Source organism: Sphingomonas sp. TDK1 (assembly GCF_001650735.1).
Taxonomy (GTDB): Bacteria; Pseudomonadota; Alphaproteobacteria; order Sphingomonadales; family Sphingomonadaceae; genus Sphingomonas.
In genome coordinates this window covers 81,720-105,792 of sequence record NZ_LXVY01000043.1, presented here as the reverse complement: position 1 = coordinate 105,792, position 24,073 = coordinate 81,720, and the positions used below count along the sequence as shown (strand labels likewise).

Below are 24,073 nucleotides of genomic sequence, written 5' to 3'. Positions count from 1 at the left end.
AACCATGATCGCCCTGCTCGACGAACAGATTGCCGCTCTCGACCGCCAGATCGCCGCCTGCATCGCCGAAGACCAGACGCTCGCCCAGCAGGCCGCACTGCTCACCCCCGTCCCCGGCATCGGACCCACCGTCCTGGCCACCCTGCTCGGCGAACTCCCCGAGCTCGGCACCCTCTGCCGCCGACGAATCGCTTCCCTCGCCGGCCTCGCACCCCATGCTCGCGAAAGCGGATCCTGGCGCGGTACCCGCCGCATCTGGGGCGGACGACGCAAGGTCCGCGAGGCGCTCTACATCGCCGCGCTCAATGCCTCACGCCGCATTCCTGCCCTCACCGCCATGCGCGACAGGATGCGCGCCAAGGGCAAATCACCCAAGACCATCCTCATCGCCATCGCAAGACAACTTCTCGTCATCCTCAACGCCATGATCCGTAAACGACAGCCTATCACGCTCGCCTGACCGTCACAGTTGCCCCCAGCGCAAAATAGATAAGGTTGTTACCCGAACCAAAACCACTGAAGGTAACATCGCCATTGATCGTGCCGGCATTGGCCACGCCCGCGTTGAACGAATTTACCGTCACGGCGCCACCGGTGCCGCCGTTCACGACGCCGCCGGCACCGTTGATCAGATAGCCATAGGGTTGCACCTGTACGCCCACGCCCGACGAACTGATGGTGCCGGTGTTTGTTAGATAGATGCCGGTGCTCACGCCCGCGGTGGCCCCGCGGATCGTGCCGCTGTTCGAGGCGGTGTAGCCGACATTGCCGTTGAGCGTGGCGCCGATGGTGCTGCCGCTGATAGTGCCGCTGTTGGTCAGCACCGCATCGAAAACGTCCACACCGACGCCGCCCGTCGCGCTGATCGTGCCGGTATTGACCAGATCATTATACGACATCGAAACGCCGTTGCCGCCGGTCACCGTTACCGTCTCGTTGTTGACGAAGCGGTCGTTCGACAGCGTAATGCCGTACCCGAAGCTGGACATCGCGGCAGCGATCGCGCCGTCGTTGCAGAACGTGACGCGATTGCCGAAAGAATAGCTGATATCGGTGACCGCAGGGCCGTTGGTCGTGATCTGTCCCTGGTTCACGACCGCACCATTTCCGCTCAAGATCAGCGCCGTGTTGCTCACAAAGCCGGATCCAAGCGTCACCGTCGTGCCGGAGGCCGGGTCCAGCATCAGCCGCTGGAACCCGCTCAGCGGCGCAACGCCCGTGTTGAGCGTCACGTCTCCAGCGAACTTGACCTGTTCGGTGTTGGTGCCGCCCCCCGCGTTGATGCTTCCGGTGATGCCGGTCACGATCGACGCGCTGGCGGCGTCATAGCGCACGACTAAGATGTCGTCGCCGGACCCGAACAGCACGGACCCGTCGATCGTCCCGGCCGTCGAATCGATGGTGCTGCCACTGTTTCCGGTCACGACATTGCCGGTGACCGTCCCGGCGTTGATGAGTCGAAGATAGTTACTGCTGATGATCGCGGTGCCGCCGCTGCTGCTAATCTGGCCACCGGCGTCATTCTGGATATCGAGATAGGAAGAACTGATCGCCGCCCCCGATCCGCTGTTGGCGATGGTGCCGCTGTTCTTCAGGCTGTTGATCGTCGAGGAGACGATCGTCGCAACCGCGCTATTCGACTGGATGGTTCCGGTATTGGTCCAGGTGCCGGGCCAGATCAGATAAGGATAGCTGGTGCCCGCGGCGCCGGACGTGAACGCGCTGCTCGCCCCGCCATCGATCAGTCCGGCATTGGTTACCCTACCGACGGGACCGACGACGCTGCCCGAAATCACGCCGGTCGCGCGATTCATGATCGAGGTGAAGCCCGAAGAACTGCTTGCGTAGCCATAGGATGCCGCGACGACATCACCGCGCAACGCAACGCCCGAGGTTCCGATCAGCGTGCCGGCATTGTCGATATCGGCGACCAGCAAGGCAGAAGTGTTGCCGGGGGTCTGGCCCATGGCGAGCGCGGTTGCGCCGGAGACGGAAGCGCCCTCATCGACCTTAAGCGACAGCTGTGTAGTGGTGCCGCTGTAGGTGGAGCCCCCACCGCTCAGCAGCAAGATACCGCTCTGCGTATCACTGGAGATACGTCCGCTGACGGCAATGCTGGTGAAACTGGAATAAGTGGCATTCGGTATTTCGACAGTAACGGCAGGGGCGCCGGTGTTGATGACGATCCCGTCGCCGGCAACGTTCAGTACGGTGTTAGATGTCGTAATCCGGACGCCGTTGGCGTCGGTGCCGCTGCAGATCGTCGTACCGCCGACGACGGTAGGTTCGGGTGCGCATTGCGCCTCCGCGAGGACCGGCACCAGCACGCCCCATACAAGCGCGCTTGTACCAAACGCGAACGACACACGACGCCGACGCCACGACGCAGAACCTACCATTTTATCCCCCCTGACGGCATAACTGCCAAGTGCGATAAAGTGAATTTGCTACATCAAGTCCAGCGGTTTTCGTCCGTATCTGTCAGACTATCAGGTCAGCTGGTGGGACAACTTGGCATATCCGCGCATGCCGACGGGCTAGGCATTGCAGATCGCAAAGATCGGGCAATCTCACCCCGTCGCGCAGGCCGGCTTCGCGGGTCGCGATTGACGATGCTCTGCCTGGCCCTAGGATCACCGCATCCGTTTCCTGGGGGAGTATCATGCGGCTACGCGTTCTCGTCACCATTGCGGCAGTTGCCTACACATCGCCAACGGCACCTGCGCAGGCGCAAGGCCACCCTCAGGCGGAGGCACAGGCACTCGACCTTCTCAAGCGCGGTATTGCCTTCCGCACCGTTTCGGGCGCGGGAAACCAGACTCCCGCCTATGCTGCGCATCTCAAGCAGGTCCTGGTCGCTGGCGGCTTCGCCGACTCCGATGTGGAGATCGTGCCGGTAGGCGACACCGCCTATCTAGTCGCCCGCTATCGCGGCACCGGCAAGGCCAAGGGCGGCGCCAAGCCGCTGCTGATCTCCGGCCATATGGACGTGGTGGAAGCCAAACCCGCCGACTGGACCCGCGATCCGTTTACCCCGGTGATCGAAAACGGCTATATATATGGCCGCGGTGCCGCCGATATGAAGTACGACCTGTCGACAATGGTTGCGTCGCTGATCGACCTCAAGCGCACCGGCTTCCGCCCTGCGCGCGACATCGTGCTGCTGCTTTCCGGCGACGAAGAAACTAGCATGAAAACAGCGGCGCTGATGGCCGACCGCTTTGCCGGCGCCGAACTGCTGCTGAACATTGACGGCGGCGGCGGCGCACTCGACCCCGCCGGCAAGCCCACCTTCTACGGCATCGACGGGGCCGAGAAGACCTATGCCGATTTCGAGCTGGTCGTCACCAACGCTGGCGGCCATTCGAGCGCGCCGCGCCGCGACAACGCCATCTACAGCCTTGCCCATGCGCTCACCCGCATCGAGGCATATGGCTTCCCCGGCCAGATCAACGACATCACCCGCGCGAGTTGGGAAGCCGAGGCCGCCAAGGCGGATCCTACGCGTGCCGCGATGATTCGCCGCTTCCTTGCCAACCCACGGGATGCCGAGGCACTCGCCGCGCTCCGGGCCGATCCGAGCCTGATCGGGCAGACCGGCACCACTTGCGTTGCCACCATGGTCATGGCGGGCCACGCCACGAACGCGCTGCCCCAGCGCGCCACCGCCAACGTCAACTGCCGCATCTTCCCAGGCACGTCGGTGGAAGCCGTGCGCGAGACGCTCGCTGAGGCAGCAGCCGAGCCAGGGCTCACCATTCGCACACTGGACAGCGGAACCGTTGCCAGCCCGGCCTCGCCGCTGCGTCCGGACGTGGTGAACGCGGTTACCACGGCGATCCATGCCCGCTTCCCCGACGTACCGGTGGTGCCGGGCATGAGCGCGGGCGCCAGCGATTCCATGTGGTTCCGCGCCAGGGGCGTACCCAGCTACGGTATCAGCCCGATATTCACCACACCCGGCGAAAGCTTTGCACATGGCCTCAACGAAAAGTCACCGCTGGGCGAGATCGCACCGTCGATCACCTATTATCGCAGTGTGCTGACCGCGCTCTCCCGCTAGGCAACCTCAGGCCAGCCGACAGATGGTTTAGAGCCAGCCGATGGCGCGGAAGCTCGTCAGCCCGCCACGCGCCAGAATGATGTGGTCGACGAGGCGCACGTCGACATGCTCGAGCGCCCGTCGCAGCCGGCGCGTCGTCTCGCGGTCGGCGGCGCTCGGCCGCGGGTCGCCGCTGGGGTGGTTGTGCGCCATCACCACGGCGACGGCATCGAAGGCCAGCGCATCGCCGACCACGCGCCGCACCTCCACATCCACTGCATTCCCATGCGCCCCGCAGCTGTGTCGCAGGCCGAGCAGACCCGCGTTGGCATCGAGATAGGCAAAGGCAGCGATCTCCACCGCCGCCGCCGCGAGTGGGTGGAACAGCGCGTGCGCGGCGGCGACATCGGCAATACGGTGCGGTGCGGAAACGGCCATGCCTCGATCTGTCAGCAAAAAGGCTTTTCTGGCGTGCGAAAACGCCTCCGTTTCCGAGCAACGGGTTGCGATGAGCTCCGCTTGGCTGCGCCCCGCCCTCGGCCCATTCATGCGATCGGCGCTTTGCGTGGCGGCTGTGCACCTCTATTCGGCATAGCCGATCGGCTGAGCAGCGCGCCGGATGAATTTGGAAGGACCGACATGCCCCACCCCGAGCGGCAATATCTCGACTTGTTGGACCGCGTCCTCGCCAAGGGCGACGAACGCCTGGACCGCACCGGCGTCGGCACCAAATCGCTGTTCGGCGAGCTGCTCCGCTTCGACCTGAGCGGCGGGCAAGTGCCGATCCTCACCACCAAGCGCGTCTATTGGAAGACCTCGGTCAAGGAGATGCTGTGGTTCCTGACCGGGGGCACCAACATCCGACCGCTGCTGCGCGAGAATGTCAGGATCTGGAGCGACTGGCCGCTCGCCCGCTATCGTCGCGAGACCGGCGAAGACATCAGCCAGCAAGCCTTCGAGGATCGCATCCTCGCCGACGATGCATTTGCAGCGCAATGGGGCGAGCTCGGGCCCGTTTATGGGAAGCAATGGCGTCGCTGGAAGGATGCTTCGGGCGCCGAGCACGATCAGATCGCGACCTTGGTCGAAACGCTGAAGACCAACCCGTCCAGCCGCCGGATGTTGTTCCACGCCTGGAATGTCGGCGAGGTAGAGCAGATGGCGCTGCCGCCCTGCCACATGGTCTACCAGTTCCACGTCAACTCCCGCGGCGAGCTGAACTGCCTCCTGTTCCAGCGCTCCGCTGACCTTTTCCTGGGTGCGCCGTTCAACTTCACCGGAGCCGCAGCACTGGTCCATATGGTCGCGCAACAGGCGAACTTGACGCCCGGCACGCTGGTATGGGTAGGCGGCGACGTCCATGTCTATCTGAACCACCAGGAGCAGGTGCGCGCGCAGATCGCCCGCGAGCCGCTGCCGCTCCCCACGCTGCACCTGCTGCGCAAGCCCGATACGATCGACGACTATCGCATCGACGATTTCGAGGTCAGCGGCTACACGCCGCACCCGCCGATCCATGGCGAAGTGGCGGTCTGAAGGGGCGCAGGCCGGAACCGGGCGTCCGCCCTCGCGAACTTGGTCCGATTCGGAGCAATTTCTCCCCCCATTCCTTGCTGCGCATGCGCGGCCGTCGCGGCAAGGTTTCTCGCGCGCCCGCCGCGCCCTCCTTAGTGTAGGACAAAACCTCCTTAGTGTAGGACAAAAATCACCGGTGTTGGCAGCGACTTAGACCCTTATAACGCGCAAGTTTCCCATCGAAGCCAAGCCTCTCTCTTGTTGTTCCGGGGAGCAACTCCATGTATTATGGAGTCGGCAGCGCGTTTGCGGCGCGAGTCGGCACGATGTGACGTCGGGGGCGATCTACATGTGGCGAGGTATTGGCGGCGCAAAGCTGGCTTTATTGGCATGTCTATTGCTCGCCACCTTTGGCGTCCTTTTTGCAGTGACGGAAAAATCCCTCGCTCAAGCCGAAAATGGAAACGTTAGCACTAACGTTTCGGCGTCGAGAATATCCGCTGCACCTGTACGTACGCCTTCCACAGCGCCAACGACTGCCCAGCGACCGGTACTGACGCAGGCACAATTCGAGGAAGAGCAGGATCGCCTTGATCGCGAGGCGGCCCGGCGCAACCGGCCTTATGCCGTGCTCGGCCTTGCCGTTGCGGTGCTGGTGTTTCTCATCGGCGCCTATCTCCTCGCCAGCCGTCTGCGCGATCAGGTTGCAAAGATCCCGACTACCGAAACGACGGTCCCCGCGCTGCTGAACCTGCCACTCGGTATTCCCGAAGGCTCGGTGCGGGCGCTGCTTTCCCTGTTCGTCATCGTGTTCGGGTTCGCGGTCGTGGTGCTGCAGGAGCCGCTGGGTCTTCGCAGCGCCGAGGCGATTACCGGCTTCATCGGTGCGGTGATTGCCTTCTACTTTTCGACCCGAACCGAGCAGGCGGTGCGCGACACCACCGAGAAGGCGGCAGCAGCACAGGCCACGGCGGAGCGGGCAGCGACCGCGACAGAGCAGATGCGCGATCAACTCGGCAAGGCGCAGGACCAACTCACGCAAACCAGCCAGGCAGCCGATCACGCGAGCCGCACGGCAGAGGAAGCGAAGAACAGCGTCGCGAGCGCGTTGAACCAGAGCAGCGGGCCCGTCCCCAGCGCGACCGATGCCGCCGCCCAGACTGCGGCCGCGCAATCGCGACAGCGCCTGCTCGATGTCCAGGCCGATCTCACCAATCTCAAGTCGGTACTCGAGGCGGTCGGATCGGTCGCCAGCGGCCCCCAGATGGTTTCGCGCGCGGTCGACCTGCTGGATACGGTGAAGCAGGGCCTTGCGGTGATCGCCCCGTTACTCGCCGGCGAAACCGACGCAGGCACGCTGGCGAAGACCGCCGACGATATGGCGGATCTGGTCCATAAGGTGTTGCCGGACGCACCCGTGGTCTCGACCATCTTCGATCTGCTGTCCCAGGCCGCCGCGGCACTGGACAGCAACGGCGCGCCCGCCGGGGCAGCCGGAAGCGGCATCGGCCAAACCGCAATCGCCGCCGCGATCATGAAGATCGCCCCACTCGTCGGGCTGTCCGGCCCCCTCGGCATCGTGGGCGGGCTGCTCGCATCGGGCGCGTCGCTGGTAGGCGACCAGCTCCGCTTCGACCGGCTAAAGGCCGCGCTCACCGAGCGACCGTTCGACCTGGAACTGCTGCGCGCGGACCGGCTGAGCGACACCGCCATCCTGCAGGTGCTCGATTTCGCACCACTGATGAACAACGCGGTCACGATCGACGGCGTACGGGACATGCCTGCCGCAACTGCACTGTTCCGCCTGCTCGGCAGCAGTTCGAATGATGCGCCACAGCCCGCGAGCGCCATTGCCGCCGCCTGGTTGGAAGCGCCACCAGAAGACCTTACCCAGGCGATCCAGGCGTTCAAGGACGTGCCCGCCCTTACCGAGGCGATCGAAGAATATCGCACCGGCATCATCGCGCTGAACGCCATCGCCGCGCTGCCGCCCAGGCTCGCGGTCATGAGCCCCGATGCGGGGGCACCGGACAGCGACCTGCCGACAAGCGAATTCGTCAGCGCGATCAAACTCCTGCGCCAGATCCCCGGCGCGGCCGACGCGGTCGACCAGACCGTCTCGCTGATCGAGACGCTGCGCGGTGTGACAGGCAGCGGCGGGCTCGCCGCGCTTCTCAAGAAAGGCTTCGAGGCGGCGCAAGGACTTTTGCCGGAGGGAATACGCGCGGTGGCGGAAAACAAGATGGCGGAGGATGCAGCGGATCAGCAGGCCGAAGGGCAGCTGACGGAGGAACTCGCATGAGCCGCGTGCGACCTGCGCACCTGGCGCTGCGAGGCATCTTCGCGATGGGCCTGCTCCTCGCGCTGGGCGCCTGCAAGAGCGACCAGCAGATCCTGACCCAGCGCGATACCGATCTCGCGCTGCTCCACCAGATGGAGAAAGCCAAGGGCACGCCCGGCTATGCGCAATTCTGCGACCGGCCGCTGACCTGCACGAGCAGCGTCGCCGATGCCTGCCCCCGCATCTACGACCATATCGGCGCGGCGTGCCTGGCCCGTGCCGATGCGATGAGCGCTACCGCGCCGGCCGCACAGATGCGCAAGGTGACCGGCAGCGCCGAGGCCGCGTTCCGCAAGGGACTGGCGGGTGGCTCGGCCGATGTGCGTCGGGTCGCCGCCACCGGGCTTGGCGAGGCGCTCGAGCTGCGCCGCGCCTTCTCGCCCAATGTCGAGATCGACGGGATCAACGCGGCGCTGAACGCCAACGCCGATACGCTGCAGACCCTACCCGGCGATGCCGCCCAACATGCCGGCTATTACCGCGCGGGCGTGCTGCTGAACCAGGCACTGCGCGTAGCCGCCATCTCCAGCGCCCAGTGCCCGCAGCTGGCGGCTGCGCTTGCGGCGCTGCCCACCACACCCGGTGCGGATGCCACATTCAGCGACCGCCTTGCTCAACGCCGCGCACAGATCACCCAGGCCAGAACGACACGGAGCTGCTCCTGATGCCGCCCGAACTGCCTCCGCTGACGCGCAACTATCGGCTCGCCGCGCCGATGATGCGAGGCGACGAGATCGCGCGCGCGCAGGCACTGCTGAAGCCGACCAGCAGTGGCATCAAGGTCGACGGCATATTCGGCCTCGCCACCCACGGCGCCGTCCTGCAATTCCAGAAGAGCAAGGGATTGACCTCCGACGGCGTGATCGGCGGGCAGACCTGGCGGGCACTGCACGGTACCTCGGCCGGCGATGCGTTGGAGACCGAGGCCGACCAGATACTGTCGGATACACAGCGAGCCCGGCTCGGTGCCTTTCACGCGCGGTTCGCCGGCGGCTATAGTTGGCGGATCACCGACAAGGGGCTTGAGATCGAAGGGCTTGGCGTGCCCATGCTCGGCCGTGCCGAGGCGGCGCGCATCCTCGACAATTTCGCACAGCAGATCGCCAGCGCCAGCGCCGTGTACAAGGTACCGATCGAACTCGTGGTGGCGACGATCCTCGCCGAAAGCTCCGGCCGCCCTGCCGCGCGCCGCCTGGAACCGGGCTGCGACCACCGGAATCCGGAACGCACGCCCACGCGGGTGTCGGTCGGACTCACCCAGACATTGCTGTCGACCGCCCGCAGCGCCCTACGCCAACCCGGCCTGACGCTTGCCGACCTGGAAAACCCGGCCACCTCGATAAGTGCGGGCATGGCCTATATGTGGAGCCAGGCGCGCGAAACCGGCTTCGATCCACCCCTGGTGGCGGCGGCGTACAATGCCGGATCGGTGCGATACAACGGCGGTGCTGAAAACCGGTGGCGGCTGCGCCAGTTTCCGATCGGCACGGGCAAGCACTGCGACCGCTTCGTCCGCTTCTTCAACGCCTGCTGGGCGGATCCCCGGGTCGCGCAGGTGCCCAAGCCCGGCTTTTCCTACCGCACGCTGCTCGGCTGACGCCCACCTGGCATTAGCCATCGACCGTCGCCGCCACAAAGGACTATCAGCGGCGCGGGAGGGAAGCGTGTCCGTCATCACCATCGATTCGAACAGGTCCGGTACCGGACGGCAGCACCGCCGCGTGCGCGGCGCGATCCTGCAACCTCGGGTCTGCCCATGATAAGTTTTCACCTTGCCCGCGCCAACAATGGCGTGATCGGCCGTGACGGTCAGCTACCCTGGCGCCTGCCCGCCGATCTGAAGCGGTTCAAGGCGCAAACCATCGGACGCCCGATGATCATGGGCCGCAAGACCTTCGAGTCCTTCCCCGCGCCGCTGCCCGGCCGCCGCCACATCGTCCTCACGCGGGATGCCAGCTGGCATGCCGAAGGGGCCGAAGTCGCGCATGACGTGGACGCGGCGCTTGCTCTGTCCGGGCACGATGCTGCGATCATCGGCGGCGCGGAGATCTTCGCGCTTTTCCTCGACCGCGCCGATCGCATTGAACTGACCGAGGTGCATCTGGATGCCGAGGGCGATGTGCACGTCCCCCCGTTCGACCCCGCTGATTGGCAGGAGGCGGCACGCGAGGAACACCCCGCGGAAGGCGAACGCCCTGCCTATGCGTTCGTCACGCTGGAACGTCGCGGGTGAAGCGCCCGATCCTGCTCGGCGTGCTGGCAGTGCTGGCCATCGCAGCCGTCGCCTTCTTCGGCATCGCACCCGTGCTGGTGGACGCGAGCATGAACCGCGTCGCGCCGGTACCCCTGCCGCATGTCACCGCGCAGACCCGCGCACTGCATGCCGGCCTCCAGATTGCCGACATGCATGCCGATACGCTGTTGTGGCGGCGCAGCCTGCTGGACCGGGCAGAACGCGGCCAAGTCGATTTGCCGCGGCTGCAGGCGGGCAATGTCGCGTTGCAGGTATTCTCCTCGGTCACCAAGACGCCGCGCCACCAAAATTACGATGCCAATAGCGCCGACAGCGACAACATCACCCTGCTCGCCATCGCGCAGCTCCAGCCGCCGCGTACCTGGGGCTCGTTGTTCCAGCGCTCGCTATGGCACGCCGAAAAGCTCAAGCGCGCCGCTCGCGGCTCGGACGGGCACCTTCGCGTGATCCACACGGCCGCCGATCTCGACCGCCTGCTCGCCGACCGCGCCGCCGGGCGAAAGGTGACCGGCGGACTGCTCTCGATCGAGGGGCTGCAGGATCTGGAAGGCGACCCGGCCAATCTCGATCGGCTCTATGCGGCCGGGTTCCGCATGGCCGGATTCGCCCATTTCTTCGACAACGAAGCGGCCGGATCGATGCACGGGGTGGCGAAGGGCGGGCTGACCCCGTTCGGCCGGCAGATGCTGCGGCGGATGGAGGCGCTTGGCATGGTGGTCGACGTCGCCCATGTCAGCCATGCGGGGGTGGCAGACATCCTCGCTATGGCGCGTCGCCCGGTCGTCTCCAGCCATGGCGGCGTGCAGGCGACCTGCAAGGCCAATCGAAACCTTTCCGACGACGAGATCCGCGGCATCGCCCGCACCGGCGGCGTCATCGGCATCGGCTATTGGGATGCGGCGATTTGCTCCACCAGCACCAAGGCAGTGGCAGAAGCGATCGCGCATGTACGCGACCTGGTGGGAATCGACCATGTCGGCCTCGGCTCGGACTTTGACGGCGCGGTGACGACCGCATTCGATGCCGCGCAGCTTGCGGTGGTCACACAGGCGCTGGTCGAGCGGGGCTTTTCCGAACAGGAGATCGGCAAGGTGATGGGCGGCAACGTGTTGCGTGTGCTGCGCGCGGGGATGCAACCGGGCAAAGATTGAGCCCCTTTTCCCGGCGGTAGGGTCAGGGTGCAGGGATCCGGAACACGCGTTGGCCGCGGTGAACATTGCCCCACTGCAACCCCTCCCTTGAAGGAGAAGGGCTCGGAAAGCTCCCCATTGGCATCCCGCCGGCCAATCCCTATAGCCAGCGCCATGCAGCGGCTGGACGGCGGCTCGGCGGTTCCGCTTCCTCTTCGGGGCGCGATCGTCGCGCTCGGGAATTTCGATGGCTTCCATCTTGGGCACCAGGCGGTAGTAGGCCGCGCGGTGACGCGCGCGCGTACCGAGGGCCGCCCGGCGATCGTCGCAACCTTTGATCCGCACCCGCGCCGCTTCTTCCAGCCCGAGGCCCCGCCCTTCCGGCTGACCACGCTCGACCAGCGCCAGGCGTTGTTCGGTGCAGCCGGTGCAGCGGCAATGCTCGTTTTCCATTTCGACGCGACCCTGGCCCGCCTCACGGCCCGACAGTTCGCGGAGCAACTGGTCGAAACTGTCGGCGCCGCCGGGGTGGTGACCGGCGAGGATTTCACCTTCGGCAAGGGCCGCGAGGGGAATGTGGAAACGCTCGCCGCGCTCGGTCAAGACCTTTGCTTCTCTGCGGAGACGGTCGCCCCCGTCACACTAGACGGTGCCACCGTTTCCTCCAGTCGCATCCGAGAATTCCTGACAGCCGGTGCCCCCCGCGCCGCCGCCGCGCTGCTCACCCGCCCCTTCGCCCTCGCCGCCGAGGTGGAAGGCGGCGCCAAGCTGGGGCGGCAGCTCGGCTATCCCACCGCCAATATGCGGCTCGGCAGTTATCTTCGCCCGAAATACGGCATCTACGCCGTTCGCGGGCGACTGCCCGATGGGCGTGTCCTGAACGGTGTGGCGAACCTGGGCATCCGCCCAAGCTTCGATCCGCCGATCGAACTGCTGGAAAGCTTCTTCTTCGATTTCAGCGGCGACCTGTACGGGCAGATACTGGAGGTGGAGCTGATCGAATATCTCCGCCCCGAGGCGAAGTTTGATGATCTGGCGGCGCTTACGGCACAGATGGACCAGGATGCGGCGCGTGCGCGGGAAATTCTGACGCGGGGGTAAGGTGCCGCATGCGCGGCCTCAAATCCCTCCGTCCACTGCGTCGAACCCACGAGCCTGCAGCCCTTCGGCGAGCACCGCAATTACCCGGTCCACCAACGCCGCGTCGGTTGCCCGCACGACGAAGTTCGCACCGACACGTCCCTCCCGAAAGAAGGGATAGCTGCCGATCGACACGCCTTCCTGCGCGCGTTCGGTATCGCCCAGCAGGTCGGCGATCTCGCTTTCCGCTACCCAGCACCCGATCGTGCGCGAGACCACCGGCAGGCCGCCTTCCAGTGTCCCGGTCAGCGCGTCGAGCATACCCGCCGCGATATGGGGCACCCCGGCAAGGATGAAGATGTTGCCCCAGCGGATACCTGGCGCACCCGACATGCGGTTGACGATCAGGTCGGCCCCCTCCGGAACCCGCGCCATGCGCAACCGCGCGTCGGTGAGCCCGCCCTTGCTCGCATAATAGGTATCCAGTGCCGCGCGCGCTTGCGGATGAACCACCACCGGCACGCCCAGCGCCACGGCAATCGCGTCCACCGTGATGTCGTCATGCGTCGGGCCGATGCCGCCGGTGGTGAAGCAATAGTCATTGCGGGCGCGCAGCGCGTTGACCGCCTCCACGATCGCTTCCTGCCTGTCCGGCACCACCCGCACTTCGGCGAGGCGGATGCCCTGCGCGTTCAGCCAGGTGGCGAGTTGCGCTATGTTCTTGTCTTGGGTTCGGCCCGACAGGATTTCGTCGCCGATCACCACCAGGGCCGCTGTCCAGATTCGCGGAGCCATCAGAGCGCCGCCATCCGCTTGCGTTCGGCCAGTGCACGCATCCGCGCCAGCCGATCGGGCGGCAGGAAGCTGGCAGGATCATAGGCGCCCTCGAACTGCGGCACGCCTTCCGGCAGCGTCACCCAGGGCATGCGATCGGCCGTAAAGATGGCGGCGTCGGGCTGGACTCGCGCCGGTTCGTCGAGCGTCGCTACACGCACGCCCGCGCCCAGACGGCCCAGCCGCGGATAGAAGCTCCACAGCGCCGTACCGCACGTCACGCAGCGGACGATCTCGTGCGGGCCGCCGGAGGCCGCCTTCAGAACATGGCTGTGCGTCTCGCCAGTGAGCAGCTCCAGCTTCTCAGCTTCGATGAACAGATTGACGACGCTCGTCGAGCCAGTCTGGCGCTGACAGAGCGAGCAGTAGCAATTGTTGACGAGGATCGGATCGGCGGCCACGCGGTAGCGCACCTCGCCGCAGGCGCATCCGCCTTCCAGCCACGTCGCGCCTGATTCCTGCATCCGCATCCTCCCATGCCCTCTCGCCCTTTGCGCCCCAGGCTCCTATATCGCAAGCATGACCGAATATGTGAACGTGACGGCGGACATGCCGCAGGCGCGCAGCCATGCGATCAAGCTCCATGGCCCGGAAGGCTTTGCTGGGATGCACAAGGCCGGCCGCCTCGCCGCCGAAATCCTTGATGCGCTGGTGCCACACGTCGTGCCCGGCGTGACCACGCTTGAACTGGACGACATCGTCCGCGCGATGACCGTCGCCGGCGGCGGCGTGCCCGCGACGCTCGGCTATCGCGGCTATACCCATAGCTGCTGCATCTCGATCAACCATGTCGTTTGCCACGGTATTCCGGGCGATCGCGTGCTGAAGGACGGCGATATCGTGAATATCGACGTCACCCCCCTGCTGGACGGCTGGCACGGCGACACCAGCCGCATGTATCTGGTCGGTGACGTGCCGATCAAGGCGCGTCGGTTGGTTGACGTCACCTATGAATGCCTGATGCTCGGCATCGAGCAGGCCAAGCCGGGCAACCATCTGGGCGACATCAGCCACGCCATCCAGCGCCATGCCGAGAAGCATCGCTATGGCGTGGTCCGCGATTTCTGCGGGCACGGCCTCGGCCAGGTGTTCCACGACGCGCCCGAGGTGGTCCATGTCGGCCGCCCGGGCACCGGCCCCGAGCTGCGCCCGGGCATGTTCTTCACGATCGAGCCGATGATCAACATCGGCCGCCCGGACGTGAAGCTGCTCGACGACGGCTGGACGGCGGTGACGCGCGACCGCTCGCTTTCGGCGCAGTTCGAGCATTCGATCGGCATCACCGAAACCGGCTGCGAGATCTTCACGACCAGCCCCAAGGGCCTCCACCAGCCGCCCTATTAAAGGGGCGAACGCCTCTATCTGCGCGCCCCTCCCGCAAGAGGGAGGGGAACGCCGCAACAATCTTGCGCCGCCTCGCAACTTCCGTTATTCGCTGCTGCAGCATCAAGAGTCGGGCCGACGCCCGGCACCAACCTGCCCCGTGCAAGGTGGTGCCTCCATGGCAAAGTGGAGGGATGTGGCCGAACCCGGCAACACGGTGTCTACGCCACATTTCCCGTCGTCGCCCGCCTCCTGGAACAGGAAGAAGGCAGTAGAGCGTGACGACCGAAGCCCAGCAATTCGCCAGCGACAATTATGCCGGAATCTGCCCCGAGGCATGGGCAGCAATGGACGCCGCCAACCGGGGCCATGCCCCCGCCTATGGCGACGACCAGTGGACCCACACCGCCGCCGACGCCTTTCGCACGCTGTTCGAGATAGATTGCGAGGTGTTCTTCGCGTTCAACGGCACGGCGGCAAATTCCCTCGCGCTGGCGGCGCTCTGCCAATCCTATCACAGCGTGATCTGCTCGGCAGCGGCGCATGTCGAAACGGACGAGTGCGGCGCTCCGGAGTTCTTCTCCAACGGCTCCAAGCTGCTCGTCGCACAGAGCGAGGACGGCAAGCTGACGCCGGAGGCGGTGCGCGCGGTGGCGACCAGCCGCTCCGACATCCACTTCCCCAAGCCACGCGTCGTGACGATCACCCAGCCGACCGAGACCGGTCAGGTCTACACGGTGGACGAAGTGAAGGCGCTCTCGGCAGTTTGCCGCGAACTCGGTCTCAAGCTGCACATGGATGGCGCGCGCTTCGCCCATGCCTGCGCGACGCTCGGCTGCGATCCCGCCGATATCACCTGGCGGGCCGGGGTGGACGTGCTCTGCTTCGGCGGCACCAAGAACGGCATGGCGGTAGGCGAAGCCGTGCTCTTCTTCGACCGCGCGCTGGCACAGGACTTCGATTATCGTTGCAAGCAGGCCGGGCAGCTTGCCTCCAAGATGCGCTTCCTGGCGGCACCCTGGGTCGGCATGCTGGAGAACGGCGCCTGGCTCCGCAACGCCGCTCATGCCAACGCGTGTGCGCAGCAGCTGGCGGGGCAGATCCGCGGTCTTGAAGGTATCGAACTGATGTTCCCGGTGGAGGCAAACGGCGTGTTCGTCCGCGCTCCGGAGGCGGTACTGGAAGCACTGCGCGCACGCGGCTGGCGCTTCTACACCTTTATCGGCGGGGGGGCCCGCTTCATGTTCGCCTGGGATGCCGATCCGGCGCGGGTGGACCAGTTGGCCGCAGACATCCGTGCAGTGAGCGGGACGACGGCGATGGCAGCCTGAACGATCGTATTTCCTCCCCCAGGCAGACCCGGGGGAGGAAATGGAAGATCAGCCGACGAAGGCCCGCTCGATCACGAAATCGCCCGGCGCGTTGTTTGAGCCTTCCTTGAAGCCCTTGCCTTCGAGCAGCGTGGCGAAATCGCGGATCATGTCCATCGATCCGCACAGCATCACGCGATCGGTCTCCGGGTGGAGCACCGCATCGCCGGGCACGCCTTCGAACAGCTTGCCGTTCTCGAGCAGCGCACCGATCCGCTCACTGGTGTGGAACGGCTCGCGGGTCACCGTCGGCACATAGTGGAACTGGTGCGCGGCCTGTTCGCCGATCAGCGGATCCTCTGCCAGCTTGGCGACGAGTTCATCATGATAGGCGAGGTCGCTCACGCGGCGCACGCTGTGCACCGCGATCACCTGCTCGAACCGCTCGTAAATCTCGGGATCGCGCGCGACGCTGAGGAACGGCGCCAGGCCGGTGCCGGTCGAGAGCAGGAACAGGCGGCGGCCCGGCAGCAGCGCGTCGGCAACCAGTGTGCCGGTCGACTTCTTGCCGAGATAGATGTCGTCGCCGGGCACGATCTTCTGCAGCTTCGAGGTCAGCGGACCGTCCTGCACCTTGATCGAGAGAAATTCGAGTTCCTCGGCCCAGGACGGGCTGGCGACCGAATAGGCGCGCATCAGCGGCTTGCCGCCATCGCCCTCCAGGCCGATCATCACGAACTCGCCCGAACGGAAGCGGAAGCTGGCCGGCCGCTCGATCGCGAAGCTGAACAGATGCTCGTTCCAGTGGCGCACCCACAGCACCTTGGCGGTGGCGAAGGCGGGATGTTCGGGAAGCAGCGCGGGCGCGCGCGTATCGACGGTCATGAACAGCGGATCCTCGTAACGCTCTGGTCGGCCCGGCCGGATAGATAGCAGCCGGGCATGGAAAACGTGAAGGCGGCCCTGTGCCACCAGAAGCCGGGCGCGTCCAGAAAGTAGCGCTAGGCCGCGCTAAACCGCGCGTCCCATCGGGGCACCGGTGGTCCAATGGTGAAGCAGCGCCATGGTCTCCTCGGCGGTCAGCATCCCGCCTTCCGCCTCGATCCAGCAATCCTCACGCAGCGGCGGCTCGACCGCGCAAAGCCCATGCGCCATCAGCACCAACGGCCCTCGCGCTACCACCACGATACGATCGTCCGCCAGCGGCGCCGCATCGACGATCCGCCGTCGCAATTCCGCTGGGGCATTCATCGCTGGCAGCCGCATCGTTGCTTCCTCACCTCAACGGTTCAGACCCATCGCGGCCTTCAACGGCCATGAGCCGTAAATGTTCGAAGATTTGATGGGCATATGTCGTAAACCTGTCATCAAACAATAATGGCTCGTTTACCGAGGTGCCGTACCGGAGCGCCGATGCTCGACACCCCCGCCCATCTCCGCTTCCTCCTGGAATGGCTGACCGCCGCCGAACGCTCGCCGCCCTGGCTCACGCTGGAGACGCCGCTGGGCGAAGCGGTGCGGTGCTTTCAGGACGATCCCTCGCTGCGCCTGCTGCCGGTGCTGGATGCAGCGCATCGGCCGTTGGGCGCGGTGTTCGAGAAGGATGTGCGTCGGCTGCTGCTCAACCCCTTCGGCCACGCGCTGCTGCGCAATCCCGCCTATGGCCGCAGGCTGGAGTCGATGGTCCGCCCCTGCCCCACCGCCGATTATGCGCAGCCGCCGCGCGCACTCGTCGACGCCTACGCCGCCGCCGACGGGCAGGAAGGCATGATCCTGACCCGCAGCGGCCAGCTGTTCGCGGCGATCAGCAACCGGCGGATCATCCAGCTGGCTGCCGAAGACCAGGTTCGGGAGGCCGCCTTCCAGATGGCGCGGGCCCGCCGCATCGAGGCCGCGAGCGACCGGATCGAGGCGGAAGTGGGCGCGATGGCCGGCCAGCTTCGCGGGCTGGCGACGACACTCCGCACCAGCGCCGCCGCCACCGCCGAGCGCGCAACCGCCAATTCCGCTTCCGCTACGGCTCTCGCCGCCGCAGTCGCCCAGAGCCACGACAATCTCGCGGTGATCGCCCGCGAATCCGATGCGCTGGCAGCGACGCTCGACGCCATCGGGCGCGACACCGTGACGGCCCGCGCATCCGCTGCCGGGGCGGTCGCGCTCGTCGACGACAGTCGACTGGGCACGGCCGAGCTGGACGCCTTCGCCCAGACCGTCGGCGCGGTAACCTCCACCATCGGGGAGATTGCGGGACAGGTGAACCTGCTCGCGCTCAACGCCTCCATTGAAGCTGCACGCGCAGGCGACGCAGGGCGCGGCTTCACCGTTGTCGCGAACGAGATCAAGGCCCTGGCCGGACAGGTGCGCCACGCCGCGCAAAGCGTGAGTACCCAGGTGGCGGACGTTCGCGCGGTCGTGGACCGGGTAACCAGCAACCAGGCGCGCGTCGAGCAGGCGATCACCGGGATAGCCGACCTTTCCTCCAGCATCGAATGCGCGGTGCGGGAGCAGCATCAGGCGACGTACAGTATCGCGCGGAATGTCAACGAAAGCGTCTCGGGCACACGGGGCGTGCAGGACGATATCGAGACCGTCCGCGCATCCGCCCTCGCGGCATCGGACAGCGCCACTGCCATCGCGAATCTCTCCGCCGGCCTGCTCGTCGGGGCGGAAGCATTGTCCGACGGAATCGAACGGTTCCTCGTGGAGGTGCGAGCGGCCTGATTTGCCGCGCGATTGAGCAAGCGCTGCCCGATAATCAGGCAGATTCCCGCGCCGAAATCCGTTCGGCGCGTGCGGGCACGCTGGCTATTCCCGTTCTGGCATGCAGGTTGCTAAACACCCAGGAATCAGACCTGTCGCGGCCCAAAACCGCTGCCTGGGGGACCATGTGAAAAAGATCGAAGCCATCATCAAGCCATTCAAGCTAGATGAAGTGAAGGAGGCGCTGCACGAAGTGGGCGTCTCGGGGATCACCGTCACCGAAGCGAAGGGCTTCGGCCGCCAGAAGGGCCACACCGAGCTCTATCGCGGCGCCGAATATGTCGTCGACTTCCTGCCGAAGGTGAAACTGGAAGTGGTGGTGGAAGACACGCTGGCCGAGCGCGTGGTGGAGGCGATCGCCGCCGCCGCGCAGACCGGCCGGATCGGCGACGGCAAGATCTTCGTGATCCCCGTCGAGACGGCGCTGCGCATCCGCACCGGGGAGCGAAACGAAAACGCCGTTTGACGTGGGCGGGGGCGGCGGCGATGGAGGCCGCCGCACGAGCAATTTTATTGCCCGATTCGTCGGGCAGACGAAAGAGAGCGAAAGGGCAATACGATGGCGAATTCGGCCAGTGACATCCTGAAGATGGTGAAGGATCAGGAGATCGAGTGGATCGATCTGCGTTTCACCGACCCCAAGGGCAAGTGGCAGCACCTGACCATGGTCGCCTCGATCCTCGGTGAGGACGAGCTGACCGACGGCCTGATGTTCGACGGTTCGTCGATCGAGGGCTGGAAGGCGATCAACGAGTCCGACATGATCCTGAAGCCGGATCTGGACGCGGTGTGGGTCGATCCGTTCTCCGCCACCCCGATGCTGATCCTGGTGTGCGACATCGTCGAGCCGTCGACCGGCGAACTCTATGCCCGCGACCCGCGCTCGACCGCGAAGCGCGCCGAGGCGTATCTGAAGACCACCGGCATCGGCGACACCATCTATGTCGGCCCCGAAGCCGAGTTCTTCATGTTCGACGACGTGCGGTTCGAGAACAGCTACTCGACCAGCTACTACAAGATCGACGACATCGAACTGCCGGGCAATTCGGGCCGCGAGTACGAAGCCGGCAACCTCGGCCACCGTCCGCGCGCCAAGGGCGGCTATTTCCCGGTCGCGCCGGTCGACAGCGCCGTCGACATCCGCGGCGAGATGGTTTCGACCATGCTCGAAATGGGCCTGCCCTGCGACAAGCACCACCACGAAGTCGCCGCCGCGCAGCACGAGCTGGGCCTGACCTTCGGCACGCTGGTGACCACCGCCGATCGCATGCAGATCTACAAGTATGTCGTGCACCAGGTCGCCCAGGCCTATGGCAAGACCGCGACCTTCATGCCGAAGCCGATCAAGGAAGATAACGGTTCGGGCATGCACACCCACATGTCGATCTGGGAAAAGGGCCAGCCCCTCTTCGCCGGCAACGGCTATGCGGGCCTCAGCGACACCTGCCTCTACTTCATCGGCGGCGTGATCAAACATGCCAAGGCGCTGAACGCCTTCACCAACCCGTCGACCAACAGCTACAAGCGTCTGGTTCCGGGTTATGAGGCGCCGGTGCTGCTCGCCTATTCGAGCCGCAACCGCTCGGCCTCGTGCCGCATCCCGTACGGCACGGGCAGCAAGGCGAAGCGCGTCGAGTTCCGCTTCCCGGACGCGCTGGCCAACCCGTATCTCTGCTACTCGGCGCTGCTGATGGCGGGCCTGGACGGCATCCAGAACAAGATCCACCCGGGCGACCCGATGGACAAGAACCTGTACGATCTGCCCCCGGCCGAGCTGGCCGAAGTGCCGACCGTATGCGGTTCGCTCCGCGAGGCGCTGGACAGCCTGGAAGCCGATTTCGACTTCCTGCTGAAGGGCGACGTGTTCTCGAAGGACCAGATCGAGGCCTATATCGAGATCAAGCGCGCCGACGTGGCCCGTTGGGAAATGACCCCGAGCCCGGTCGAGTACGACATGTACTATTCGAGCTGATCCCGCGCGGATCGGCTGAAGAAGGGGCGTCCGGAGCGATCCGGGCGCCCTTTTCCTTTGGTACCCGACTTCGCAGCCAAGCGATTGAGCGCAACCTGCCACCGTGCTAGCCAGCTACGTCACCCAGAAGGACTCCGCCTCCATGCGTCTTCCGCGTCTCGCAGCCTTGCTGCTCGGCACTTCCCTGCTCGCTTCGCCCGCCCTCGCCCAAACCGCCGACAAGGCCCAGACCGCCGACAAGGCGAAGTACGGCCCGTGGGGCGTCGACCTCACCACGATGGATCGCAGCGTGAAGCCGGGCGACGACTTTTATGGCTATGCACTGGGCAGCTGGCTGCGCGACGCGCCGATCCCGGCTGACAAGGCGCGGATCGGCTATAACTACGACCTTCCCGACGAAACCGAGATCGAGGTGCGCAAGCTGATCGAGGATGCGGGGCCCTCGCCCAGCGATCCCGTGCTGCGGCAGGTCGCAACCTATTACCACGCCTTCATGGATGAAGCGGGCATCGAGGCACGCGGCACCGCGCCGCTCAAGCCCTATCTCGCCCGTATCGACGCCGTGCAGAACCGCCTCGACCTCGAACTGCTGATGGCGGACCATGGCTATGCCAGCCCCATCGGCATCGGCATATCGGCCGACGAGAAGGATCCCAGCCGCTACACCGTGATGGCCGGTCAAGCAGGCTTGGGGCTGCCGACCCGCGACTATTATCTGCTGCCCGGTGAGAAGTACGAGACGATCCGCAAGGCGTATCGCGCCTATATCGTCAAGATCCAGCAGCTTGCCGGCATCCCCGATGCCGAAGCCAAGGCGGATGCGATCCTGGCACTCGAGACCAGCCTCGCCAAGGACCAGTGGACGCCCGAGGCGCGCCGCGATCCGCAGAAGACCTATAATCCGATGGACCGTGCCCAGCTTGCGAAGCTGGCGCCCGAGTTCGACTGGGATGCCGTGCTCGGCGATCAGGGGCTAGGCAAGATGCCTATCGTTGTCGTGCGCGAGACGACCGCCGTCACCGCCGCCGCCAAGCGGCTGGGCGACGTGCCGCTCGCCACCTGGAAGGACTGGCTGCGCTTCCGCTTCATCAGCGATCATGCCGCGGTGCTGCCCAAGGCGTTCGATGCCGCGCAGTTCGATTTCTACGGCCATACGCTCCGCGACGTGCAGGCGCAGTCGGAGCGGTGGAAGCGCGGCGTTCGCGTGGTGAACGGCGCACTGGGCGAGGCGATCGGCAAGATCTACGCCGAGCGCCACTGGGGCCCGGCGGCGGAGGCGCTGTCCAAGGAACTGGTCGAAGATCTGCGCGCGTCTTACGCGGACAAGATCAAGGCGGCGGCCTGGATGGACGCGCCGACCCGCAAGGAAGCGCTCGCCAAACTGGCCGCGTTCGATCCGCGCATCGGCCATCCGGAGAAATATATCGATTATGCGTCGATGCGGGTCAGTGCCACCGACCCGCTGGCCAACGATCTCGCCTCCGACGATTTCGAGTGGAAGCTGCAGCTGTCGCGGCTCGGCAAGCCGGTAGATCGCAGCCTGTGGGAGATGACCCCGCAGACGGTGAACGCCTATTACGATCCGGTGATGAACCAGGTGACCTTCCCGGCCGCGCAGCTGCAGCCACCGTTCTTCGATCCGGCCGCCGATCCCGCGGTCAACTATGGCGAGACGGGTGCCACGATCGGCCACGAAATGGGCCATGGCTTCGACGACGAAGGCCGCCAGTTCGACGCCAGCGGCAAGCTGCGCGACTGGTGGACGCCGCAGGCCGCGGAGCGTTACACGGCGCACGCCCAGGCGCTGGTCAAGCAGTTCGACGCCTATGAGCCGATCCCCGGCGTCCACATCAAGGGCCAGCTGACGCTGGGCGAGAATCTCGCCGATCTGGGCGGGCTGGAAGTCGCCTATGCCGCCTATCGCCGCTACGTCGCCCGGCACGGCGAGCCCAAGGTGCTGGACGGCCTGACCGGCGACCAGCGCTTCTTCCTTGCCTATGCGGCAAGTTGGCAGGGCAAGGGGCGCGAGGGCGCGGTGCGGGCGCAGCTGCTGTCCGACCCGCACAGCCCGGACAAGTATCGCGTCAACGGCATCGTCCGGAACATGGACGCTTGGTATGCGGCGTTCGGCGTGAAGCCGGGGGATGCGCTGTACGTGGCGCCGGAAGCCCGCGTCCACGTCTGGTGAGCATGGAGCCGGGGGTCCGCACCCCCGGCCCGTGCATCAAGCAGCCGAGTTGTAGCGGAACACGCCGGCCGGCTTGTCCGCGCCCGTCTCCGCCACATCGTAGCGGGCAAGCAGCTCCAGCCGCTCCAGCGGCAGCGGGCCTCGCCACGGGTCGCCGACCAGCACCGTGATTCCGGCCGAAGCGCATCGATCGAGGAACGCCGTCATCTTCGCGGCAACGTCAGGCGCGTAGAAGACGTCGCCGACGAGCAGGACCTCGGCATCCGGCGGCTCTTCGCGGGTCCGGTCGCCTAGAATAGGCGCGATCTCGACCTGATTCAGGGCGGCATTGAGCGCGATGGCGACCTGCGCATTCGGGTCCAGCTCCGAGGCAGTCACCTGCACCGCCCCCGCCCGTGCGGCCGCGATGCCCACCAATCCCGAGCCCGCGCCGAGATCGAAAACGCGACGTCCTGCGACTGCGGCGGGGGTATCGGTCAGGTACCGTGCGAGCGCGAGGCCGCCGGCCCACCAATAGGCCCAATAGGGCGGCGTCTCGCCCAGGCGCCCGACACCGCTTGCCGGACCCGCCTTGTGCAGCCGGAGATGGGGCAGCCCAGGCACCGGCTCTACCGGCAGCTGCGCGCGGATGAACGCGGCGATGCTCGGGTCCGCCGTCACAGGGCACGCCCCAGCCAGGCGACACGCCCGATCAGCCGGAAGCTGCCCGAACCTACCCGCCGGACCGGATAGTCCGGATTGTCGCTCACCAGTTCCACCCCGCCCACGGCGGGTCGCACGCGCTTGACCAGCAACTCTCCCTCCACCCGCAGCACGAAGATGCCGCGCGGATCGATCCGGCACCGGTCGCGATCGACCAGGACCTCGTCGCCATCGCGGAGCGTCGGCGCCATCGACTCTCCCGAAACGCGCACTATCGATGCGGCCTCGCCACGGACGCCGAGCTGCTGCAGCAATGCCGGCGGAAAGCCGAATGGCGCGCGCAGCGTCTCCTCCTCCGCCCAGCCTCCCGGCCCCGCCGAGGCACCCAGGTCGATCCGCGGCAAGGCAATCAGCGCCGCCTGCGCCCGCCCGCCGAGCACCGTCTCGTCCACGCCGAGATATTCCGCCAGCCGCGCCCGATCGCGCTCGGGCAACTCGCGCGGCGATCCCCGCATCAGATACTGCTGCAAATAGGCCGGATTACGCCCCAGGACGCGCGACAGGCGCGCCAGCCGGAGCCCGCGCTCCGCCACGAGTTTCGCAAAATTCGCCCGTTGCACATCGGCTTCCATGCCCTCTTTCCTACACGCAGGATTTTTCCTACGCAAGCCACAGATGAGAA

23 protein-coding genes and 1 riboswitch are annotated in these 24,073 nt (G+C 66.0%); of the genes, 15 read left to right on the top strand and 8 right to left on the bottom strand.

The genetic code is table 11. The annotated features are described in order from the left end of the window. Window positions 1-460, top strand: a 460-nt coding sequence (locus A7X12_RS20040; protein WP_064313231.1) for an IS110 family transposase, incomplete at its 5' end; no start/stop codon positions are given. Here A7X12_RS20040 and A7X12_RS20035 read toward each other — a convergent pair. Continuing rightward, window positions 447-2,321: a beta strand repeat-containing protein gene (locus A7X12_RS20035; RefSeq protein ID WP_198162113.1), complete on the bottom strand. Its 1,875-nt coding sequence runs from the start codon at window positions 2,319-2,321 to the stop codon at window positions 447-449. The genes A7X12_RS20040 and A7X12_RS20035 overlap by 14 nt on opposite strands. Before the next feature lie 341 nt (window positions 2,322-2,662). Here A7X12_RS20035 and A7X12_RS20030 point away from each other — a divergent pair, with 341 nt between their 5' ends. Continuing rightward, the gene (locus A7X12_RS20030) at window positions 2,663-4,063 is read left to right on the top strand and encodes a M20/M25/M40 family metallo-hydrolase (RefSeq protein WP_064313217.1); all 1,401 of its coding nucleotides are present in this window, start codon (window positions 2,663-2,665) and stop codon (window positions 4,061-4,063) included. 27 nt (window positions 4,064-4,090) lie between these two features. On the opposite strand, the gene A7X12_RS20025 is transcribed toward A7X12_RS20030, so the two are convergent. Further along, window positions 4,091-4,480, bottom strand: a complete 390-nt coding sequence (locus A7X12_RS20025; protein WP_064313216.1) for a JAB domain-containing protein — start codon at window positions 4,478-4,480, stop codon at window positions 4,091-4,093. 201 nt (window positions 4,481-4,681) lie between these two features. Here A7X12_RS20025 and A7X12_RS20020 point away from each other — a divergent pair, with 201 nt between their 5' ends. From A7X12_RS20020 to A7X12_RS19990, 7 genes are all read left to right on the top strand, one after another. Continuing rightward, the gene (locus tag A7X12_RS20020; protein ID WP_064313215.1) at window positions 4,682-5,578 is read left to right on the top strand and encodes a thymidylate synthase; all 897 of its coding nucleotides are present in this window, start codon (window positions 4,682-4,684) and stop codon (window positions 5,576-5,578) included. A 607-nt stretch (window positions 5,579-6,185) separates the two neighbouring features. Then, window positions 6,186-7,859: a hypothetical protein gene (locus A7X12_RS20015; RefSeq protein WP_064313214.1), complete on the top strand. Its 1,674-nt coding sequence runs from the start codon at window positions 6,186-6,188 to the stop codon at window positions 7,857-7,859. Further along, window positions 7,856-8,563: a hypothetical protein gene (locus tag A7X12_RS20010; protein WP_064313213.1), complete on the top strand. Its 708-nt coding sequence runs from the start codon at window positions 7,856-7,858 to the stop codon at window positions 8,561-8,563. Before A7X12_RS20015 ends, A7X12_RS20010 begins: the two co-directional genes overlap by 4 nt. Further along, window positions 8,563-9,495: a transglycosylase SLT domain-containing protein gene (locus A7X12_RS20005; RefSeq protein WP_064313212.1), complete on the top strand. Its 933-nt coding sequence runs from the start codon at window positions 8,563-8,565 to the stop codon at window positions 9,493-9,495. Before A7X12_RS20010 ends, A7X12_RS20005 begins: the two co-directional genes overlap by 1 nt. A 159-nt stretch (window positions 9,496-9,654) precedes the next feature. Then, on the top strand, window positions 9,655-10,131 hold the full coding sequence (locus tag A7X12_RS20000) for a dihydrofolate reductase (RefSeq protein WP_064313211.1): 477 nt from the start codon (window positions 9,655-9,657) through the stop codon (window positions 10,129-10,131). Beyond that, window positions 10,128-11,303 carry a dipeptidase gene (locus A7X12_RS19995; RefSeq protein WP_064313210.1) on the top strand — a complete coding sequence of 392 codons (1,176 nt, stop codon included), beginning with the start codon at window positions 10,128-10,130 and terminating at the stop codon, window positions 11,301-11,303. Before A7X12_RS20000 ends, A7X12_RS19995 begins: the two co-directional genes overlap by 4 nt. A gap of 153 nt (window positions 11,304-11,456) precedes the next feature. After that, entirely contained in the window at window positions 11,457-12,383 is a 927-nt protein-coding gene (locus A7X12_RS19990; protein ID WP_064313209.1) for a bifunctional riboflavin kinase/FAD synthetase, read from the top strand. Window positions 12,384-12,401: 18 nt separating this feature from the next. Here the strand turns inward: A7X12_RS19990 and A7X12_RS19985 are convergent, their stop codons facing one another. Together A7X12_RS19985 and A7X12_RS19980 are read right to left on the bottom strand one after the other, a co-directional pair. After that, window positions 12,402-13,157, bottom strand: a complete 756-nt coding sequence (locus A7X12_RS19985; protein ID WP_064313208.1) for a competence/damage-inducible protein A — start codon at window positions 13,155-13,157, stop codon at window positions 12,402-12,404. Then, window positions 13,157-13,660 (bottom strand): GFA family protein, encoded by a 504-nt coding sequence (locus tag A7X12_RS19980; RefSeq protein WP_064313207.1) that lies wholly within the window; start codon window positions 13,658-13,660, stop codon window positions 13,157-13,159. The genes A7X12_RS19985 and A7X12_RS19980 overlap by 1 nt, the downstream gene beginning before the upstream one ends. 55 nt (window positions 13,661-13,715) lie before the next feature. Between A7X12_RS19980 and map the strand changes: the two genes are divergently transcribed. Both map and A7X12_RS19970 read left to right on the top strand, forming a co-directional pair. Then, complete coding sequence (map, locus tag A7X12_RS19975; protein ID WP_064313206.1) at window positions 13,716-14,540, top strand: type I methionyl aminopeptidase; 825 nt, start codon at window positions 13,716-13,718, stop codon at window positions 14,538-14,540. Window positions 14,541-14,634: 94 nt separating this feature from the next. Continuing rightward, a riboswitch (SAM-I-IV-variant riboswitch) is annotated at window positions 14,635-14,746 on the top strand. 51 nt (window positions 14,747-14,797) lie between these two features. After that, window positions 14,798-15,850 carry a threonine aldolase family protein gene (locus tag A7X12_RS19970; RefSeq protein ID WP_064313205.1) on the top strand — a complete coding sequence of 351 codons (1,053 nt, stop codon included), beginning with the start codon at window positions 14,798-14,800 and terminating at the stop codon, window positions 15,848-15,850. Between the two features lie 48 nt (window positions 15,851-15,898). On the opposite strand, the gene A7X12_RS19965 is transcribed toward A7X12_RS19970, so the two are convergent. Both A7X12_RS19965 and A7X12_RS19960 read right to left on the bottom strand, forming a co-directional pair. After that, window positions 15,899-16,714 (bottom strand): ferredoxin--NADP reductase, encoded by an 816-nt coding sequence (locus tag A7X12_RS19965; RefSeq protein WP_064313204.1) that lies wholly within the window; start codon window positions 16,712-16,714, stop codon window positions 15,899-15,901. 126 nt (window positions 16,715-16,840) lie between these two features. Next, complete coding sequence (locus A7X12_RS19960) at window positions 16,841-17,095, bottom strand: hypothetical protein (protein ID WP_064313203.1); 255 nt, start codon at window positions 17,093-17,095, stop codon at window positions 16,841-16,843. 147 nt (window positions 17,096-17,242) lie between these two features. Here A7X12_RS19960 and A7X12_RS19955 point away from each other — a divergent pair, with 147 nt between their 5' ends. The 4 genes from A7X12_RS19955 (at window position 17,243) to A7X12_RS19940 (ending at window position 22,749) form a co-directional block, all read left to right on the top strand. After that, a complete protein-coding gene (locus A7X12_RS19955; RefSeq protein WP_064313202.1) occupies window positions 17,243-18,550 on the top strand; it encodes a methyl-accepting chemotaxis protein in 1,308 nt (435 codons plus the stop codon). A 166-nt stretch (window positions 18,551-18,716) separates the two neighbouring features. Continuing rightward, a complete protein-coding gene (locus tag A7X12_RS19950; protein ID WP_010544265.1) occupies window positions 18,717-19,055 on the top strand; it encodes a P-II family nitrogen regulator in 339 nt (112 codons plus the stop codon). Window positions 19,056-19,148: 93 nt separating this feature from the next. Continuing rightward, entirely contained in the window at window positions 19,149-20,561 is a 1,413-nt protein-coding gene (gene glnA, locus A7X12_RS19945; protein WP_064313201.1) for a type I glutamate--ammonia ligase, read from the top strand. Window positions 20,562-20,703: 142 nt separating this feature from the next. Then, window positions 20,704-22,749 carry a M13 family metallopeptidase gene (locus A7X12_RS19940; RefSeq protein WP_064313230.1) on the top strand — a complete coding sequence of 682 codons (2,046 nt, stop codon included), beginning with the start codon at window positions 20,704-20,706 and terminating at the stop codon, window positions 22,747-22,749. A gap of 36 nt (window positions 22,750-22,785) precedes the next feature. Here A7X12_RS19940 and A7X12_RS19935 read toward each other — a convergent pair whose 3' ends face one another. Continuing rightward, window positions 22,786-23,409 carry a class I SAM-dependent methyltransferase gene (locus A7X12_RS19935; protein ID WP_084445792.1) on the bottom strand — a complete coding sequence of 208 codons (624 nt, stop codon included), beginning with the start codon at window positions 23,407-23,409 and terminating at the stop codon, window positions 22,786-22,788. Further along, window positions 23,406-24,023, bottom strand: a complete 618-nt coding sequence (locus A7X12_RS26650; RefSeq protein ID WP_064313200.1) for a S24 family peptidase — start codon at window positions 24,021-24,023, stop codon at window positions 23,406-23,408. The genes A7X12_RS19935 and A7X12_RS26650 overlap by 4 nt, the downstream gene beginning before the upstream one ends. Between the last annotated feature and the right edge of the window lie 50 nt (window positions 24,024-24,073).